Below are 16,443 nucleotides of genomic sequence, written 5' to 3'. Positions count from 1 at the left end.
TGTCTCAGGTCGGGGACTGAACATCACGAAACGCACACTGCAAGGCGGCTTGCTTTTCGCGCGGGCGCGGTTTGTCCGCTCTGCCGGCAATCGGTGCCGGCAGGAGGCGTTGTGTCTCTGTCTGTCAGGCGGTGTGCAGATAGAGATCGTAGTCGACGTCGGAGATGGTGCGGGCAACGCGTGCATATTCCGCCGCCTTCACGGCCGTGAATGTGCGGTGCATGTCTTCGCCGAGCGCCTCGGTCAGGAACTTCGAGCCCTTTGCAGCGCGGATGGCTTCGCCCCAGTCGCGCGGAATGGCAAGATCATCTTCGCCCTGATAGGCGTTGCCCTCCATAGCGGGGCCCGGATCTATGCGGTTGTTCAGACCATGGCGAATGCCGGCGAGGATGGTAGTCGCCACCAGATAGGGGTTTGCATCGACGCCGGACGGGCGATGTTCGATCCGCCTTGCTGCCTTGCTGCCGGCAGGCACGCGAAGGGCGACGGAGCGGTTGTTATGACCCCAGGAGGGGGAGACCGGCGCATAGGATTGCGAGGAGAAGCGGCGCCAGGAATTGGCATGCGGGGCAAAGACCAGCATGGATTCGGCCATCGTCTCGCGCAGGCCGCCGATGGCGTGGAGCAGGGTCGGCGACCAGGCCCCTTCCGTCTCTTCGATAAAGACATTCCGACCGGCATCATCGCGCAGGCTGACGTGAAAATGCATGCCGGAGCCGGCGTAGCGCTCCACCGGTTTTGCCATGAAACACGCGATCACCCCATGCGCCCGTGCCTGGGCGCGGACGATGCGCTTGAAGCGGATCAGGTCGTCCGCGGCCTGCATGACATCCTCGCGGTAATGAAGTGTCAGCTCATACTGGCCCGGGGCATATTCGGAAATCATGGTCTCGGCCTTGATGTCGGCCTTTTCGGCGCCCGCATAGATGTCCGAGAACAGCGGCAGCATGCCGTGCAGGTGATCGACGGAATAGACCTCCGTCTTGTGGCTCTGGCGTCCGTCAAGGACATCGGCGGCCGGCATCACCCGTCCATCCGGGCCGCGCTCAGTTGAAAGCAGGAAGAACTCAAGTTCAAAGGCGCCCGACGCCTGCAGGCCTTCGGCGGCAAGCGCATCGACCTGGCACTGCAGCGCATGCCGGGGATCGGAGGTCATCGGCCGACCGTCGAGCTCAAAGAGCGACATCAGGACTTCCGCGCGCGGCGGCGTGGTGTTGTGAAGACGTTTCAAGGTTCCGGGGATCGGCCATCCGCGCAGGTCGCCGTCGCCCTGATCCCAGATCAGGCCGGTCTCGTGCACGTCCTCGCCGCAGATATCGAGGCCGAGAATGGAGATCGGCATGTGCCGGCCGGAGGCATAGAGGCTGAGAAGCTCATGCCGGCGAATGATCTTGCCGCGGCCGATGCCGTTGGAATCGTGCAGGATGATGTCGATGGCCTCGATGTCCGGATGGGCTTGAAGAAACGCTTCCGCTTCGGCCGGTGAGGTCCCGTTCGGGCTTTGAGTGGTCAAGGTTCTATCCGTTGAGTTCGCTGATGACCGTGTCGAAGGCATCGATGAGACGATCGATCTGCGCCGTCTCCGTCGCCGGTGAAATCAGCATCATGTTGTGGAAGGGGGCAATCAGGCAGCCGCGATTGAGAAGACCGGCATGGATAGCCGCCTCCAGCTCCGGATGATGGGCGGATGCGGCTTCTGCACCGTTTTTCAGCGGGTCGGGATGGCAGATGAACTCGACGCGGGCTCCGACCCGCACCACCTGCCACGGCAGGCCGTGTGCCGCGATAGCCTCGCCGAGGCCCTGCGCCAGCCGGGCGGCTCCTTGCTCCATCTTGCGGTAGTTCGCCCCGGTCATCACCTCCGACAGCGTCGCGCGCAAACAGGCGAACTGCATCGGGTTGGCGGAAAGGGTCGTGCCCATGCCCGAATGGCCCGACGGCCGGTTGGCATTGACCTCAAGATAGCGCGCTGCGATGGCCTCGCTCATGCCCCAGATCGCCGTCGGCATGCCGCCGGCGATACACTTGCCGGCAACGAACATGTCTGGCTGGAGGCCATGGACGCGCGTATAGCCTCCGAGACCGGACGAGATCGTGTGCGTCTCGTCGATGATCAGCAAGGCGCCATGACGGGTCGCCAGTTCGCGCAGGCCGTCGTGAAAGCCGCTGTCCGGCAGAACCATGCAGGAATTCGTCATCACCGGCTCGGTGAGTATCGCCGCGACGTCGCCGCCGGCCAGGGCAGCCTCCACGCCATCAAGATCATTGAACTCCGCGCAGACGCCCGTGAGCGACAGATCGCTCGCCTGGCCGAGCAGACCGGGGCGTATCACCGTGCGGCCGTCAGCGAGTGTCACCATCGCGTCGTCCACGGTACCGTGATAGCAGCCGTTGAAGACCAGCACCTTCTTGCGGCCCGTGACCGCGCGTGCGACACGGAGTGCAAAGCGGTTGGCATCGGTTGCCGTGGTGGCGATCTGCCAGCGCATCGGGCCGAAGACCTCGGCGAGCAGCTCTCCTGCAGCGAGGGCATCTTCGGTCGGCAGCATATAGGTCAGGCCCTTGCCGGCCTGCGCTTTTATGGCCCGGACGACCGGTTCCGGCGAATGGCCGAACATCGAGCCCGTATCGCCGAGGCAGAAATCGTCGAGGACGTTGCCGTCGATGTCCCGGATCGTGGCACCCGAAGCCTCCGAAACGAGGACCGGGAAGGGTTGCGGCCAGTCCCGCATCCAGTGCATCGGTACACCGTCGAGATAATGGCCGGCCCCGTTTGCGAGCGCTGCCCTGGTTTTCGGACGGGCTGTCTCGAAGACCTCGTCCGCTTGCGCCTTGAACGCCACTATTCGCGTAGTCGCTATGCCCGCGATTCGATCTTCTTCCTTCAATTTCCGAAAATCCATTCGTCTATGCTCGATGCGTCCAGATGACAAAGAGCGCATGTCGGGTTCCGCTTTCGAAGCGTCAGCTTTGTCCGTCAGACAATGTGGGCTCTTTTCCTGTTCGTCAATCAGGGCAAAGCAGGATATCGGCCTGTCGCCCTTGCGTAGGCTTCGCCCCAATCTGCGACCGCAGACAGTGCTCCGTTCAGGCTGGTCCCCCAGTCGGTGAGTTCATATTCCACTTTCGGTGGAACCTCCTGGTAGACCTTGCGCGTGACGAGAAGATCGCGCTCAAGTTCCCTCAGCTGCTGTATGAGCATTTTTTCGCTGATGCCTTGCAGCCGACGGCGCAACTCGCCGAATCTGACCGGTCCCGCAGCAAGTTCCCACAGGATGCCCGCCTTCCATTTACCGCCCATAACCTCGAAGGCCGGTCCGATGCCGCAATCGTAATCCCGTTTGGACAAATCAATTTTCTCCAGCTTTTGCCGCAATTCTTACCAAAGGGTGAGTACCTTACAAATTTGTAGGTACTTGTTCCATTTACAGTGCGCTTCTAACTCTCCGGTCACAACCTCAAAAGGAGAGTTTGGATGAGCGACGTAACAATCATTGGCCTTGGACCCATGGGCTTTACCCTGGCGGACCTCATGATCAAGGCAGGTAAATCGGTCAGCATCTGGAACCGTAGCGCCGGTAAAGCGGCGGCACTGGTGGATCGCGGAGCGGTCCTTGCCGCTTCCCCGGCAGAGGCCATCGCGGCGAGCCCGGTAACGATCGTCTGTGTCTTCGATTATGATGCGGTCGACGCCGTTTTGGCCGCAGAACATGTTTCGAATGCGTTGGCGGACAGGCTCGTCATCAATCTGGGAACCGGCGGTCCGGACGATGTGAGGCGCGTTGAAGCCCATGTGCGCGGGAAGGGCGGGCGATATCTCGACGGCGCCATCCAGGCAGCGCCAAGCCAGATGGGAGAGGACAACACACCGCTGCTCGTATCGGGTGCAAAGGCAAGCTTTGAAGAGGCCTTCCCGCTCTTGAAAGTTCTTGCAGGCAATCCCGTCTACCTCGGTGAAGAACCCGAAGCTGCAGCCTACATGGACCTGGCAACGCTGTCCTATGTCTACGGGTCGTTTGCCGGCTTCCTGCACGGTGCGCTGATCGCAGAAGCATCGCAGATCGATGTGGCCACCTACGCCAGGCTGGTGAATGCCATCTCGCCGAGTTTCGGTGCCTTCTTCCAGCACGAGGGCGAGGTTATCGCCTCAGGGGATTTCCGGGTCACGGAAAGTCCGTTGAGGATCTCCGTTCCCGCCGTGCGCCGCATATTGGCAAGTTCCCGGCAACTTGGTCTCAACACGGAAATACCGGGTGTTGTGGATGGCTGGTTGCAGCGCGCCGACAAGGCCGGCCTTGCCGACGAGGAGCTGGCTGCTCTGATAAAGGTCCTGCGGACCTAGAGCCGTCGCGAAAAAGCGGGTTCCGGTTTTTCGCAAAAAGACGTGCGTCAAGAAAGAGGTAAAGCGGGTCACGTGAATTCAAATGAACGCGACACGCTGTAGCCATGGAAGAAGCCCTGGAGCATGGCTGGGCGTCAAGCCATGCTCCAGCGGGCAAGGCCAAGGGATCAAGAGGCTGCGCAAGACAACGCAAGCCGAACCCCAGATCGCTCCGTCGCTGATGTTGAAGTGCACCGGGTAATCGAATCCCTGCAAACCGGTTTGCAGGGAATGGTTTCAATCTACGGCAGATTCCGTCTTGGGCGACAAGCTCGCCAGCCGGGCCGCCTTGAGACGCGCGGTTTTGGCGTCCCGTTCCTCGGTCTCGGTCAGGCTGATTTCCCGCGCGATGCGCCTGGTTGTTTCCGCCTTGCTTTCCGCGGTTTCCCGCCGTGTCCGCATAGGGCTGTCATAGTCCTTGGACGAGGGCATCCGGTCGTCTCCATCCGATAGCTGGATGATATATGGGCGAAGATTGTTACAGACACAAAAAAGGCCGGGGTGACCCGGCCTTTCGGTTGCGCCTCTGTGCGTGCCAGTACATCCGTGGTCACGGCGCAAAGGCGCTTGAAGCATTAAGCTTCCTGAAGGTTGTCGGCGGCGGACTTGCCGGAACGGCGGTCCTGCACGACTTCGAAGCTGACCTTCTGGCCTTCGACGAGGCTCTGCATGCCGGCGCGCTCAACTGCGGAGATGTGAACGAAGACGTCGCCGCCGCCGTTGTCCGGAGAAATGAAGCCGTAGCCTTTGGTGGTGTTGAAGAACTTAACGGTTCCAACGGTCATAACGATAACCTTTCAATCGGTCATTTTAGTGGGTGCCAGCCTCGCAACGCGCGGAGCAAAGCGGTTAGGTCGACGTTGAAGGGGAAGATCGTTCAGGCCGCGGCAAGCCGCGCAGTCACAAAGTTCGTCTAGCAATATCGATGAGCGATTCATAAGTTGAAACAATGGTCAAATCAAGGCGGATCTCCAAGCTGCCCAAAAAATGTTCTCAAAATCTTGAGGCAGGTAAAGTGTCGGTTAATTTATTGCACTTTTGTGAAATGTTCGGGACCGGGCGTGAAATATTTGCGAGCGTTCCGCGCCAAATCCGAAACGTTGTTGCCAGTCTGTGCCTTGCCGCAGATCACCGCGAGTCCACCATTGTCTGGAGGTTGACGGGGTCCGGCCCGGTCCGCCCTGTGGGGACCATCATGGCATTGTTGTCACTGTCACCGTTTCGATGGTAAGACACTCGAGGGGAACATTTATAGAGAAAGTTCAGTGACATAGATGTCCCACTCTCTGGAAATTTCGCTCCTTGGAGAGCTGCGTGTCAAGGCGCTGGGCGAGGAGGTCCCCCTGCCTGCCTCCCGCAAGGCACGGGCGTTGCTGGCTTTCCTCATCGCGACGGGGCGTCCGCATCGGCGCGAGCGACTGTGTGAACTTTTCTGGGACCTGCCCGACGATCCGAAGGCCGCCTTGCGCTGGGCGCTGAGCAAACTGCGCCGGGCGGTGGATACACCCGACCGGCTCAGGATCATTGCCGACCGTGAACGCGTTCAGTTCGATGCCGAAGGGATCGGCGTCGATATCCTCCAGATCCATGCGCGCCTGCGCGACCGCAACAATCCGGCGGGTTTGACCGAGCTGGAAGAGATGGCAGGTCGGCTCGGGGACATGCTGCTCGACGGACTGGACGGGGCCGGCGACGAAGCCTTCGACGCCTGGCTGACGGCCGAGCGCGAAGACGTCCGGGTTGCCCAGGTCGACGTCTACAAACGCCTCGCGACCCATCCGGAAACGAGCACGGTCTCCGGCCGCAAATGGCAGCGCCTGTGGCAGGAAGAGGACCCCGACGGCGCGGAAGCCTATCGGCAAACGCTTGGTCGAAGCCGGCCTGCCGAGGCCGGTCAGGTGGCGGTGGAGACTGCCGTCTCACCCCCGGCTGGCGGCCGCGACGAGATAGTCTTCCGGCCGACCGATCCTGCATATCGTATCCGCAAGGCCCGGGCCGAGGCGCTGAGAGCACAGCGGATCGGATTTTGCGAGGTCGCCGACGGCACCAAGATCGCCTATGCCAGCATCGGTTCGGGCCCGCCGATCCTGAAGGCCGCCAATTGGCTGAACCATCTCGAATTCGACTGGTCGAGCCCGATCTGGGGGCGCAGCTTTGCCGAACTTGCCCGCCAACGCACCTTCATCCGCTATGACGAACGCGGCTGCGGCCTCTCCGACTGGGACGTAAAGGATCTTGGTTTCGACGCCTTTGTGGAGGATCTGGAAGCAGTGGCCGACACGCTCGGCCTGGAGCGGTTTCCGCTGCTCGGCATTTCGCAGGGCTGCGCGGTTTCTGTCGAATACGCGGTCCGCCATCCCGAACGCGTCTCGGCGCTGATCCTGATCAGCGGCTATGCGGCCGGATGGCGCTATCTGGCAAGTCCTGAAGAACAGGCACGGCGCGAAGCGGTGCTGACACTGACGGAACTCGGCTGGGGAACGGACAACCCGGCCTACCGGCATATCTTTTCACAGACTTTCATGCCGGACGCGAGCCCTGAAACCCTGGACTGGTTCGACGAGTTCCAGCGTCTGACGACATCCCCAAGGAATGCCGCCCGCTTTCAGGACGCTTTTGGTTACATCGATGTCCGTCACCGGCTCGCCGAGGTGACGACCCCGACCATTGTCCTTCATTCCAGATACGACCAGCGCATTCCCCTCGACCTTGGCCGGGCGGTTGCCGACGGCATTCCGGGGGCTGAATTTGTGGCGCTGGAAAGCCGCAACCACATTCTGGTCGACCAGGAGCCGGCCTGGCAGGTTTGCGTGGAAGCGATTGGCGCATTCTTGAAAAAACACGGAATTTAAGACCGGAAACCGGACTCGATAGACCGAAACACAAACCCCCGGCGCGGACGCCAGGGGATTGCAGGTGCCATGAGGGCGAATGCCGGGGAGGCCGGCCGTCAGTTGGCCGATTGAGGCGCATCCCTTTCGGCCGTATCGGCCTGTGCTGCAAGCTCTGCCGGATCGGTGTTCTCGCCGCCAACTGCCCGTGCGGGGTCGACGCCCCGTGCTTCGACTTCGGCCTTTGCGGGGGCGTTAGACAGAGCTTCCCCATTTGCCTGTATCTCAGCGCCGGGTGCAGTGTCCGGTGCCGCATTGGCTTCTGGCGTGGTGGCTCCGCCATTGCGGGCATTCGGCTGAGCTGCCGGGAGGACTTCTGGCAGGTTCCCGAATTCATCGCGCAGGGTCTCGTCGATGCCGGGCGTCAGGTTGGCCTCCGGCGAGGCACTGGCCGGCGGCGCAACCGTCAGCTGCGGTGCAGTTTCGCCCTGCGGCAGAGTTTCCGGCAGATTGCCGAATTCGTCGCGCAGCCCGTCGGCCGGCACGACTGCCTTTGCCGTCAGATCGACCGGCGGCTCGGATCGCTCGGCGGTGAACGGCGATACGCAAAACTTGCGCGGACCGTCATAGGGCTGGAAGGTGTTGTCGAAGGCGCGGTAGGAGCGATAGTTGCCATAACACCATTTTTCGTGCGGGGTCTTGCCGTGGTGAGCCTTGTGACGGCGGACGATCTGCTTGCGCACGCGGACATTCGGTTGGTGGTAGCCACCATAGCCGCCGCCATTGCCATATCCATAGCCATAACCGCCCGCCGAGGCGCTTCCGGTGAGGGCGGTGGTCCCTGCGGCCGCTATCAGCGTGGCTGTCAGAGCTGTAACAAATGTTTTTCGAAACATGCCTTTTCCTTCATTCCTGGAGCGGCGATTTTTCCGCCAATATCAGCAAGTTGGGGATTGACCCGGCAGCGTGCCTGTGACGCGCGGCACTGAGAAAAGTGCCGGAAACCGGGGCTCAAAAAGCAATCCCCCGGCGCCGGGCCGGGGGATATGGGAAGGTCGCACGGGCTTCGGTGTGAAAGCCGGCTTGACCGGAGAGACTTCCTGCAGATCAGCCGCGGTAGTAAGGCGACCAGCACTGCTGACGATGACCGTGATGCGGTTTGAAGGTGTTGTCCCAGTCCCGGTAGGAGCGGTAGCGGTCGTGGCACCAGGCGACATGCTGCTTCCAGCCGATCGCGGCCGGCACCTTTATGATGATCTTCTTGTGATGGCCGTGCTTGTATCCGTAGCCATATCCGCCGGCCGAAGCTGCAGTGGTGCCGGTCAAGGCGGTGGTGATGGCCAGAACGGCGACAGCTGTGGCCGAGATCATGGATTTCCTGATCATTTCAACTTTCCTTTTCTGGGTTTGCGGTCCCGACGAAGAGGGACGGGTCTGAAGTCTTGGACCTGAAGTCTTGGGCCTGATGTCCTGGGTTTGGGGTGACCGGAAGGCCGGCGGAGCGGAAGGGGCTCTTGCCCGTCGCATTGCGTTCAGCTTCCGCCCCGTGGCGTTCACCGGATGAGGCGATCAGGTCCGTTCATCAGCCCTGGTAGTAGGGAGACCAGCACTGCTGGCGCGGACCTGCATAGGGCTGGTAGCTGTTGTCGTTGGCGCGGTAGGAATTGTAGCGGCCGTAGCACCAGTCGACGTGCTGCTGCCAGTTGCCTTTGCGGCCGTTGTCGTAGGTGCGTTCCTGCTGGTAGCCGCCATAGCCGCCGCCATGATTGTTGCCGTAGCTGTTGCCGTAATTGTTGCCGTAGCCGTAACCGCCGGCAATGGCGGAAGTGCCGAAAGCGGTCGCGGCCAGGGCGGCAGCGGCGACGGTCGTGAAAATGGCTTTCTTGAACATTTAGATCTCCTTGGTTTGGTACCGGCGGCATCTCGTCCGCCGATGACCATTACCTAAGTGAGACCAGGAACCGGGACCTGTGACGCACGACACCGTCCGGAATAAAAACAAATTAAGAAATTGAATTTAATAGCAAAATTGTTTCTGGCGGCAGTCTATTCGGCCGCCGCGATATCTTCCAGCCCTTCCCGGTCGCGGAGGATCAGCCAGCCTTCCTTCAGTTCGACCAGCTCGGCGCGCTGCCATTTGCGCAGGCACCGGTTCACGTTCTCCCGCGTGTTGCCGATCATGCCGGCAATTTCCGACTGGGAGAGCGACAGCTTGGTCAACGGCTTGTCGGCACTTCCGGGTGCCGTCACCGTGAGGCGCAGCAACAGGCGCGCCAGCCGCTCCGGCAGCCCGAGAAAGGCGATCTCCATCATGCGCTCGTCGGAACGGCGGACCCGCTGGCACAGCAGTTCGATGAGGCGGATGGAAAGTTTGGGGTCGCGCTGCAGCACTTCCAGCAGCGACCGGCGCTCCAGTACCACGAGAGTACAATTGGTCAGCGCACGCACAGCCGCAGACCGTTCGCCCCCGTCCAGCAGTGCGATTTCGCCGAAGACATCGCCTGCATGGAGTTCCGACAAGGTGACGTCGCGCGCATTCGGTGTCGGCATGCTGACCCTGACCGTGCCCTCCGCAATCGCCATCATGCTCTGGCCGGGCGTCCCCATGTCGAAGATCGTTTCGCCTGAGGAAAAGCGTTTCACATGGGCAAAGGCTGCGAGGTCCCGCCGGCTTTGCTCGTCAAGGGCTTGAAAAATAAAGCTTTGTCCCAGCAGCTTTTCCTTGTTCAATCCCTCGTCATTGGCCATGTCTCGCACTTTCCTTGGAGTTTTGCCGCCAGCACAACGGTGGCTACAACGGTCTATATGTCATACCATGAGCATATCTTATGGGATGTAGTCCCGGCCCTTGACAAGCTTATCGAGAAACGGATGTCAAAAAGTCGATTTGGAGTGACAGGTGCGCTGGCCGGGTTCATCGCCACGGCCCTGTGCCTTGTTCTGTTCGCGGTCCTCTCGCCTGCGATGGCGCAGCCGGTGCCGGGCTGCACACGGGCGGAGCTGCCCAACCCGCCGCGGGTCGTCTTTCAGTGTGCCAACGGTCTCGTGATCGAGGCGGAAGCTGCTTCCGCCTTTCGCATCGATGAAAACAGCGGCCAGATCCGGCCGGACGGGGTCGATGTGAGCGGTGAAGCGGTGCTGATCGACGTCGATCCCGGCAGCGGCCCCTTCCAGGTGCGCACGCCCCATGCCATTGCCGCCGTCCGCGGCACGGTCTATGCGGTCGATGTCTCCTCGGACCGGACCTCGGTCTTCGTGGTTCGCGGCCATGTGGCTGTGTCCCGTCCCGACGGTTCGGACGAGGTGGTGCTCGCCCCGGGTGAAGGCGTTGATGTCTCGCCGGGCGTGCCCTTTACCCCGGCAACCTGGTCGCAGGAGAGGGCCGCGGGCCTGTTGTCCCGTTTCGCCCGATGAGATCCAGGCTCTATGCTGGCCTTGCGGTGCTGGCGCTGATTTGCGGCGCGCTCTGGGCGGGATGGCTGGCCGAGATCCACGTGGCCGGCCAAGCCAGCCTCGTCGACCGGCTCGAAACGGTGCTGCTCGACTTGCGCATCCAGATAAACGGTCCGCGTGAAGCTCCGGAGACGGTTGCCATCGTCGCGATCGATGACGCCACCGTCGACGCCATCGGCCGGTATCCGGTCGACCGGACGTATCTCGCCCGGCTTGTGGACGGCATCCGGGAGGCTGGTGCGAGGGCTCTTGCCATCGACATCCTGTTGACCGGTCCGACGAACGAAGACGTCGATGCAAAACTGGCGGCCGCGATGGCCGGATTGCCGACGGTTATTGCCGCAGGCGGCCTGTTTCCACTGGAACGGGCGGCAACCGTGCTGGTGCCCGCCCCGGAGAACGAGCTGCGGCCCTATGGCCCCTTTGCAGAAGCGGCCGCTGTCGGTCTCGTCAATGTCGCCACCGACCCCGGTGGCACGCCGCGTCACATTCCCTTGATCTTCAACACGAGCGATGGATTGGCGCCGTCCTTCGGTCTGCAGGCCATCGCCAGCTATCTCGGCAAGATGCCTTCCATCACGGCGGAAGGCGTCCGCCTCGATGGAAGGCTGCAGCCGCTCGATCTGCAATGGCAGCAACCCCTCAATTATTACGGCAAGGGAAAGACCATCGAGACGGTCAGCGCACAGGCGCTCCTCTATGGGGATGAAAGGTCCAGGCTGAACGGACGCATGGTGCTCCTCGGCGTGACGGCGACGGGTGTCGGCGACCGCTTCTCGTCGCCCTTCGACCCGATCCTGCCGGGCGTTGAGGTGTTGGCGACGGGCATATCCAACCTGCTGGACGGGTCGGTTCTTTTGCGCGACAGCACGGTTCGCCGTTTCGACGCACTGGCAGCGGTTGCCATCACCCTTCTCGGTATGGTGGTGATCGCCTTTCTGCCACTCGCCACCGCGACCATCGCCTATCTGTTGCTGCTTGTCGGATGGCTGGTGGTGGCCGTGGTCTGCTTCAACAATGGCATCTGGCTGAACGGTGCCTTGCCGATTGCCGCCAGCGTGCCGCCGGTGATCGGCCTGGCGGTGATGCGGGAAGGTTTCGACTGGTTCCGCATGCGCCGTCTGGTCGCCGCACGGGAAGCGCTCAGCCGGTTCCAGGCACCGCATCTGGCGCAGCGCATTGCCGAAGACCCAGCCTTTCTTGCCGAACCGCGAGAGCAGAATGCGGCAATCCTGTTCGTCGATCTGGCCGGTTACACGGGTCTCAGCGAAAAGCTTGGCCCCGCTCGCACACGCGATGTTCTGAAGCAGTTTCACACGCTTGTCGTCAACGAGGCGGGCAGCAACAACGGCCTTGTCCTCGATTTCATGGGCGACGGAGCCATGATCGGTTTCGGCATTCCCGATCCCCGGCCGCAGGATGCCACTGACGCCTGCCTCTGCGCCTTCGATCTCGTCCGCGCGGTGCGCGTCTGGATCGCAGCCTCCGGTCTGGAAGCGGATATTCGCGAGGTCCGCGTGGGTGGTCATTTCGGCCCTGTGGTCCTGTCCCGGCTCGGCCACGAAAACCAACAGCAGATCGCCGCGACCGGCGATTGCGTAAACGTGGCCAGCCGGCTGATGGAGGTCGGCAAGTCCTTCGAGGCTTCTGTCGCACTGTCGGCGGCGTTGGTGGAAGCTGCGACCGGCGCCGGCCGGGAAACTCTGACACCGCCGCGTTTGCAGGCCGTTCCGATCCGCGGGCGCAGGCAGTCGATCGACGTTGCGCTTTGGACCGCCACGGAAGCAGTTTCACGTGTTCCCGCCGAGGCAACCGGGCACTGACCAAGCTTTTCGTGACGCAAAGCCAGAACGGGCGGAAGCGAACGCTTCCACCCATCCAGACCACCGGCCGAATGCGATTGGGGGGCCGAGTATCCGGCCGGTAGGTGTCCTTGTTACGAACAAGACTAAGATAGGATGCAGGCCGGGAAACCGCCTGTGACGCGCGGCACTCGCTGAAACAGGCCTTTTAGCAGATCCGGATGATTGGTCCGTTTTTCCGAAATCTGACGCAGCCCAGATTGCCTGCATTCGTTCGCCGCATTAGCGTGTGGCACCCTGCCGGAGATGTTGAGTCGTCCGGCCGATACACACCAACTTTCCCATAAGAGGCCTCAATGGCACAGCTGCCCAATTCCCTCGAAGCCCGCGACATCGCCTTTCAGCTTCATTCCTATGCCGATGCAAGGCGCCAGGAAGAGACCGGCGCCCTGGTGATCGACAAGGGCGAGGGCATCTATGTCGAGGATATCAATGGCAAGCGTTATATCGAGGGCATGGCGGGCCTGTGGAGTGTTGCCGTCGGCTTCGGCGAAAAGCGGCTTGTTGAAGCCGCGACCCGGCAGATGGAAAAGCTGCCCTACTACCACACCTTCACCTACAAGACCCACGGACCGTCGATCGAGCTTGCCGAGAAGCTGATCGAGATGGCCCCGGTGCCGATGTCGAAGGTCTATTTCACCAACTCCGGCTCCGAGGCCAACGACACGGCCGTCAAGCTGATCTGGTACCGCTCCAACGCGCTCGGCCAGCCGCAGCGCAAGAAGATCATCTCCCGCATGCGCGGCTACCACGGCGTCACCGTCGCCTCCGCCAGCCTCACGGGCCTGCCGAACAACCACCGCTCCTTCGACCTGCCATTGCCGCAGATCCTGCACACCACCAGCCCGCACTACCGCACCATGAAGAAGGACGGCGAAAGCGAGGCGGACTTTGCCAAACGCTGCGCGCAGGACCTGGAAGACCTGATCCTCGCCGAAGGTCCGGAAACCATTGCCGCCTTCTTCGCCGAACCGGTCATGGGCGCCGGCGGCGTCGTCGTTCCTCCTGCCGGCTATTGGGAGGCGGTGCAGCCGATCCTGAAGAAATACGACATCCTGTTTGTCGCCGACGAAGTCATCTGCGGCTTCGGCCGCACCGGCAACATGTTCGGCACCGAGACCTACAATCTGCAGCCGGACATGATGACGCTTTCGAAGGCGCTGTCCTCGTCCTACCAGCCGATCTCAGCGCTTCTCATCAACGACAAGGTCTACCAGCCGATTGCCGACGAAAGCCACAAGATCGGCGTGCTTGGCCACGGTTATACCGGCAGCGGTCATCCGGTGGCGGCGGCCGTGGCGCTGGAAAACCTCAAGATCATCGAGGAGCGTGACCTTGTCGGCCATGTCCGGGAAATCGCCCCGGCCTTCCAGAAGCGCCTTGCGGGCCTTGCCGAAAACCCGCTGGTGATCGAGACCCGCGGCATCGGTCTCATCGGGGCGGCGGAACTTCGCCATGAAGCGCTTGCGGCAACACCGGGCGCGCTTGGCGGAAAGGCCAATGCGGTCTTCCAGGAAAAGGGGCTGATCTCGCGGGCCATGCTCGACGCCATGGCCTTCTGCCCGCCGCTGATCATCACCGAGGCGCAGATCAACGAACTGTTCGACATTGCCGAAGCCGGCCTCAAGGCGGTTCAGGAGAGCCTGTGACAGCCTGGTCCATCCTCGGCACCATCTCCGGCACCTCCGCCGACGGCATCGACCTGGCGGAGATAACAACGGATGGCCAGACGATTGCGCGGTTCGGCCCGGCCGAGACATCGGCCTACAGGCCGGAAACGAAGCGGCGTGTGCTGGAAACAGCCGCGCTGAAGGGCTCCGCGCGGCAGGCCTGGCCGGAGATTGCGGCGGCGGTCACCGAGGACCATGCAGCGGCCATCGGAGTGTTCCTAGACGAACACGGACTTTCCCCCGATGCGGTTGTCTTCCACGGGCAGACGGTCTGGCATGACCCGAAGGCGGGCGAGACCGTGCAACTTGGCAATCCGCAGATGCTTGCCGATGTGCTCGGCCTGCCGGTGATCGGAGATGTCAGGCTGGCGGACATGGCAGCCGGCGGGCAGGGAGCGCCGCTGGTGCCGGTCTATCACCGTGCCCTTGCCAAGACCTTGGTCGGCGAAGACCGTGAGCCACTCTGTTTCCTCAATATCGGCGGGGTCTCCAACCTCACCTATATCGACGGCGACAGCCTGCTTGCTTTCGACATCGGACCGGGCAATGCCTTTCTGGACGACTGGGTCCGACGGCACGGTGCCGGGGACTATGATGCAGGCGGGGCAATTTCTGCCAGGGGGCAAGTGGACGAGGCCCGGCTTGAAGCCGCGTTGTCGCATCCCTTCCTGAGCGAGCCCGGCCCCAAATCCCTCGACCGCTACAGCTTTTCCGGTGCTTTTGCCGAAGGGCTCCCGCTCGAGGACGGCGCGGCGACGCTGCTTGCCTTCACCGCAAGGGCAATTGCCCTGTCGGAAAAGCTTTTGCCAAGGACACCCGGGCTCTGGCTTGTCTGCGGTGGTGGAAGGCACAATCCGGTGCTGATGCAGGCCCTGCAAGGTCTGCTTGAAGGCGACGTCGTCTCCGCCGATAACTACCGGATCGACGGCGATGCGCTGGAAGCCCAGGCAATGGCCTTTCTGGGGGCGCGGCTGAAGGCGGGGCTTCCGACGACCTTTCCGGAAACGACAGGGGCGGGCCAGCCGGTTGTTGGCGGCAGGCTGTATCTTTCAGGCACCTGAGTTCGCTGGAAACTACTCGTAATCGACGTCGACGATCGCCTGGATCTCCGGATCGTCGATGTTGGCCGCATCGACGTAGTAGGCGGGGATCGCGATCGATTTCGGGACATTCTCTCCCTGCATCGCTTCGATCAGAATCTGCGTTCCGACATACCCCATCTTGTAGGGTTGCTGGAGGATCAGGCCAGAGATTTCGCCTTTCCTGAGCGCCGCAAGAAGGACGGGCGTGAAGTCGAACCCGACATGATGAACCTTGCCTGCGAGCTTCAATTGCTTGAGTGTCAGCAAGGTGCCGAGCGTCGTCGATTCATTCGGCGTGAAGATGGCGTCGAACCCGAGCCCGCTATGAACCATCATGGAGGTGTATTCGCGGGCTTCCTCGACGGTCGCCCCGATATATTGTTCGTGCACCACCCGCAGGCCACTGTCCTGAATGGCGCTCAGGAATCCGGCTTCCCGGTCGGTCGTCGATGTCACCTCGATATGCATGCGCAGCACCGCCACCCGGCCGGTGTTGTTCATGCGCTTGACCAGTTCCCGCCCTGCCAGGGCTCCGGCCTCGAAATTGTCGGTCTTGATGATGCTTGCCGGCGATCCGCCCATGTCCCGGTCGAAATAGACGACCGGCGTTCCGGTTTCCGCCAGCCGCGGGATTTTCGACGTGACATCGGTGGTGTTCGGAGCAACCAGGATACCCCTGCAGCCTTCGTCCAGCGCCTTTTCGATGATGAGGATCTGTCCGGCTTCGTTGCGTTCCGTGTTGGGAGAGCGGACATAGGTCTGAAACTTGTGCTCCGCAGCCGCGGTCCTGGCACCGCGGATCACCTCAAGCCAGAACAAATGTTCCGCGCCGGCCGGAATGACACCGATGCAGGACGCTCCCGCGTGCAGGCACGCGGACAGGATAAAAATGCAGGTTGTAATAACGAGGCGATACATGTTCGCGCTTTCGTTTCGTCTGGAAGAAAAGATCCTGCAGTTGTTTGGTTTTGGGTTGGTGCGACCTTTCGATATTACATTCGCATTCGATGTTTTGGCCAAGTCTATTCGTTGGAACGGTCAAGAAAAATACAATTTTATTAAAGGCGGAAAGTTAAATGGGCCTTCTGACAGTGTAATTTTTCCTCAGATGGAGGGGCGAAAAGGGGCAGTTCGGTGACGCTACGGTCACTTGCGCGAACCTGC

The 16,443-nt window shown here is 61.7% G+C and carries 16 protein-coding genes and 1 pseudogene; 7 read left to right on the top strand and 10 right to left on the bottom strand.

The window, feature by feature from the left end; all coding sequences use genetic code 11:
• Window positions 1-124: 124 nt before the first annotated feature.
• The 3 genes from ACX3M4_RS12365 to ACX3M4_RS12355 form a co-directional block, all read right to left on the bottom strand.
• Window positions 125-1,555: a glutamine synthetase family protein gene (locus ACX3M4_RS12365; protein WP_459358882.1), complete on the bottom strand. Its 1,431-nt coding sequence runs from the start codon at window positions 1,553-1,555 to the stop codon at window positions 125-127.
• The gene (locus tag ACX3M4_RS12360; RefSeq protein WP_459358881.1) at window positions 1,518-2,903 is read right to left on the bottom strand and encodes an aspartate aminotransferase family protein; all 1,386 of its coding nucleotides are present in this window, start codon (window positions 2,901-2,903) and stop codon (window positions 1,518-1,520) included. Before ACX3M4_RS12360 ends, ACX3M4_RS12365 begins: the two co-directional genes overlap by 38 nt.
• A 107-nt stretch (window positions 2,904-3,010) precedes the next feature.
• Window positions 3,011-3,349 (bottom strand): winged helix-turn-helix transcriptional regulator, encoded by a 339-nt coding sequence (locus ACX3M4_RS12355; RefSeq protein ID WP_459358880.1) that lies wholly within the window; start codon window positions 3,347-3,349, stop codon window positions 3,011-3,013.
• A 126-nt stretch (window positions 3,350-3,475) separates the two neighbouring features.
• Between ACX3M4_RS12355 and ACX3M4_RS12350 the strand changes: the two genes are divergently transcribed.
• Window positions 3,476-4,342 (top strand): NAD(P)-dependent oxidoreductase, encoded by an 867-nt coding sequence (locus ACX3M4_RS12350; RefSeq protein WP_459358879.1) that lies wholly within the window; start codon window positions 3,476-3,478, stop codon window positions 4,340-4,342.
• A gap of 276 nt (window positions 4,343-4,618) precedes the next feature.
• On the opposite strand, the gene ACX3M4_RS12345 is transcribed toward ACX3M4_RS12350, so the two are convergent.
• Together ACX3M4_RS12345 and ACX3M4_RS12340 are read right to left on the bottom strand one after the other, a co-directional pair.
• Window positions 4,619-4,813, bottom strand: a complete 195-nt coding sequence (locus ACX3M4_RS12345; protein WP_459358878.1) for a hypothetical protein — start codon at window positions 4,811-4,813, stop codon at window positions 4,619-4,621.
• Window positions 4,814-4,956: 143 nt separating this feature from the next.
• Window positions 4,957-5,166, bottom strand: a complete 210-nt coding sequence (locus ACX3M4_RS12340) for a cold-shock protein (RefSeq protein WP_459358877.1) — start codon at window positions 5,164-5,166, stop codon at window positions 4,957-4,959.
• A 489-nt stretch (window positions 5,167-5,655) separates the two neighbouring features.
• Between ACX3M4_RS12340 and ACX3M4_RS12335 the strand changes: the two genes are divergently transcribed.
• Complete coding sequence (locus ACX3M4_RS12335) at window positions 5,656-7,233, top strand: bifunctional AfsR/SARP family transcriptional regulator/alpha/beta hydrolase (protein WP_459358876.1); 1,578 nt, start codon at window positions 5,656-5,658, stop codon at window positions 7,231-7,233.
• A gap of 98 nt (window positions 7,234-7,331) precedes the next feature.
• Here the strand turns inward: ACX3M4_RS12335 and ACX3M4_RS12330 are convergent, their stop codons facing one another.
• The 4 genes and pseudogenes from ACX3M4_RS12330 to ACX3M4_RS12315 form a co-directional block, all read right to left on the bottom strand.
• Window positions 7,332-8,108 (bottom strand): BA14K family protein, encoded by a 777-nt coding sequence (locus tag ACX3M4_RS12330; RefSeq protein ID WP_459358875.1) that lies wholly within the window; start codon window positions 8,106-8,108, stop codon window positions 7,332-7,334.
• Window positions 8,109-8,319: 211 nt separating this feature from the next.
• Window positions 8,320-8,430, bottom strand: a pseudogene (locus tag ACX3M4_RS12325) (BA14K family protein); the annotation flags it as partial.
• A 364-nt stretch (window positions 8,431-8,794) separates the two neighbouring features.
• Window positions 8,795-9,103 (bottom strand): BA14K family protein, encoded by a 309-nt coding sequence (locus tag ACX3M4_RS12320; protein WP_459358874.1) that lies wholly within the window; start codon window positions 9,101-9,103, stop codon window positions 8,795-8,797.
• Window positions 9,104-9,258: 155 nt separating this feature from the next.
• The gene (locus ACX3M4_RS12315; protein ID WP_459358873.1) at window positions 9,259-9,960 is read right to left on the bottom strand and encodes a Crp/Fnr family transcriptional regulator; all 702 of its coding nucleotides are present in this window, start codon (window positions 9,958-9,960) and stop codon (window positions 9,259-9,261) included.
• A gap of 123 nt (window positions 9,961-10,083) precedes the next feature.
• Here ACX3M4_RS12315 and ACX3M4_RS12310 point away from each other — a divergent pair, with 123 nt between their 5' ends.
• The 4 genes from ACX3M4_RS12310 to ACX3M4_RS12295 all read left to right on the top strand — a co-directional run bounded on the left by ACX3M4_RS12310 (window position 10,084) and on the right by ACX3M4_RS12295 (window position 15,258).
• Window positions 10,084-10,626 (top strand): FecR domain-containing protein, encoded by a 543-nt coding sequence (locus tag ACX3M4_RS12310; protein ID WP_459358872.1) that lies wholly within the window; start codon window positions 10,084-10,086, stop codon window positions 10,624-10,626.
• Window positions 10,623-12,488 (top strand): CHASE2 domain-containing protein, encoded by a 1,866-nt coding sequence (locus tag ACX3M4_RS12305; protein ID WP_459358871.1) that lies wholly within the window; start codon window positions 10,623-10,625, stop codon window positions 12,486-12,488. The genes ACX3M4_RS12310 and ACX3M4_RS12305 overlap by 4 nt, the downstream gene beginning before the upstream one ends.
• Before the next feature lie 335 nt (window positions 12,489-12,823).
• The gene (locus tag ACX3M4_RS12300; RefSeq protein ID WP_459358870.1) at window positions 12,824-14,176 is read left to right on the top strand and encodes an aspartate aminotransferase family protein; all 1,353 of its coding nucleotides are present in this window, start codon (window positions 12,824-12,826) and stop codon (window positions 14,174-14,176) included.
• On the top strand, window positions 14,173-15,258 hold the full coding sequence (locus ACX3M4_RS12295; protein WP_459358869.1) for an anhydro-N-acetylmuramic acid kinase: 1,086 nt from the start codon (window positions 14,173-14,175) through the stop codon (window positions 15,256-15,258). Before ACX3M4_RS12300 ends, ACX3M4_RS12295 begins: the two co-directional genes overlap by 4 nt.
• Window positions 15,259-15,270: 12 nt before the next feature.
• Here the strand turns inward: ACX3M4_RS12295 and ACX3M4_RS12290 are convergent, their stop codons facing one another.
• The gene (locus tag ACX3M4_RS12290; RefSeq protein WP_459358868.1) at window positions 15,271-16,197 is read right to left on the bottom strand and encodes a substrate-binding domain-containing protein; all 927 of its coding nucleotides are present in this window, start codon (window positions 16,195-16,197) and stop codon (window positions 15,271-15,273) included.
• Here ACX3M4_RS12290 and ACX3M4_RS12285 point away from each other — a divergent pair.
• Complete coding sequence (locus tag ACX3M4_RS12285; RefSeq protein ID WP_459358867.1) at window positions 16,196-16,417, top strand: hypothetical protein; 222 nt, start codon at window positions 16,196-16,198, stop codon at window positions 16,415-16,417. The genes ACX3M4_RS12290 and ACX3M4_RS12285 overlap by 2 nt on opposite strands.
• Window positions 16,418-16,443: the final 26 nt, after the last annotated feature.

The organism is Roseibium sp. M-1 (assembly GCF_054515675.1).
Note: the sequence above shows the minus strand (reverse complement) of the source record. Positions and strands in the feature narration are given on the sequence as shown.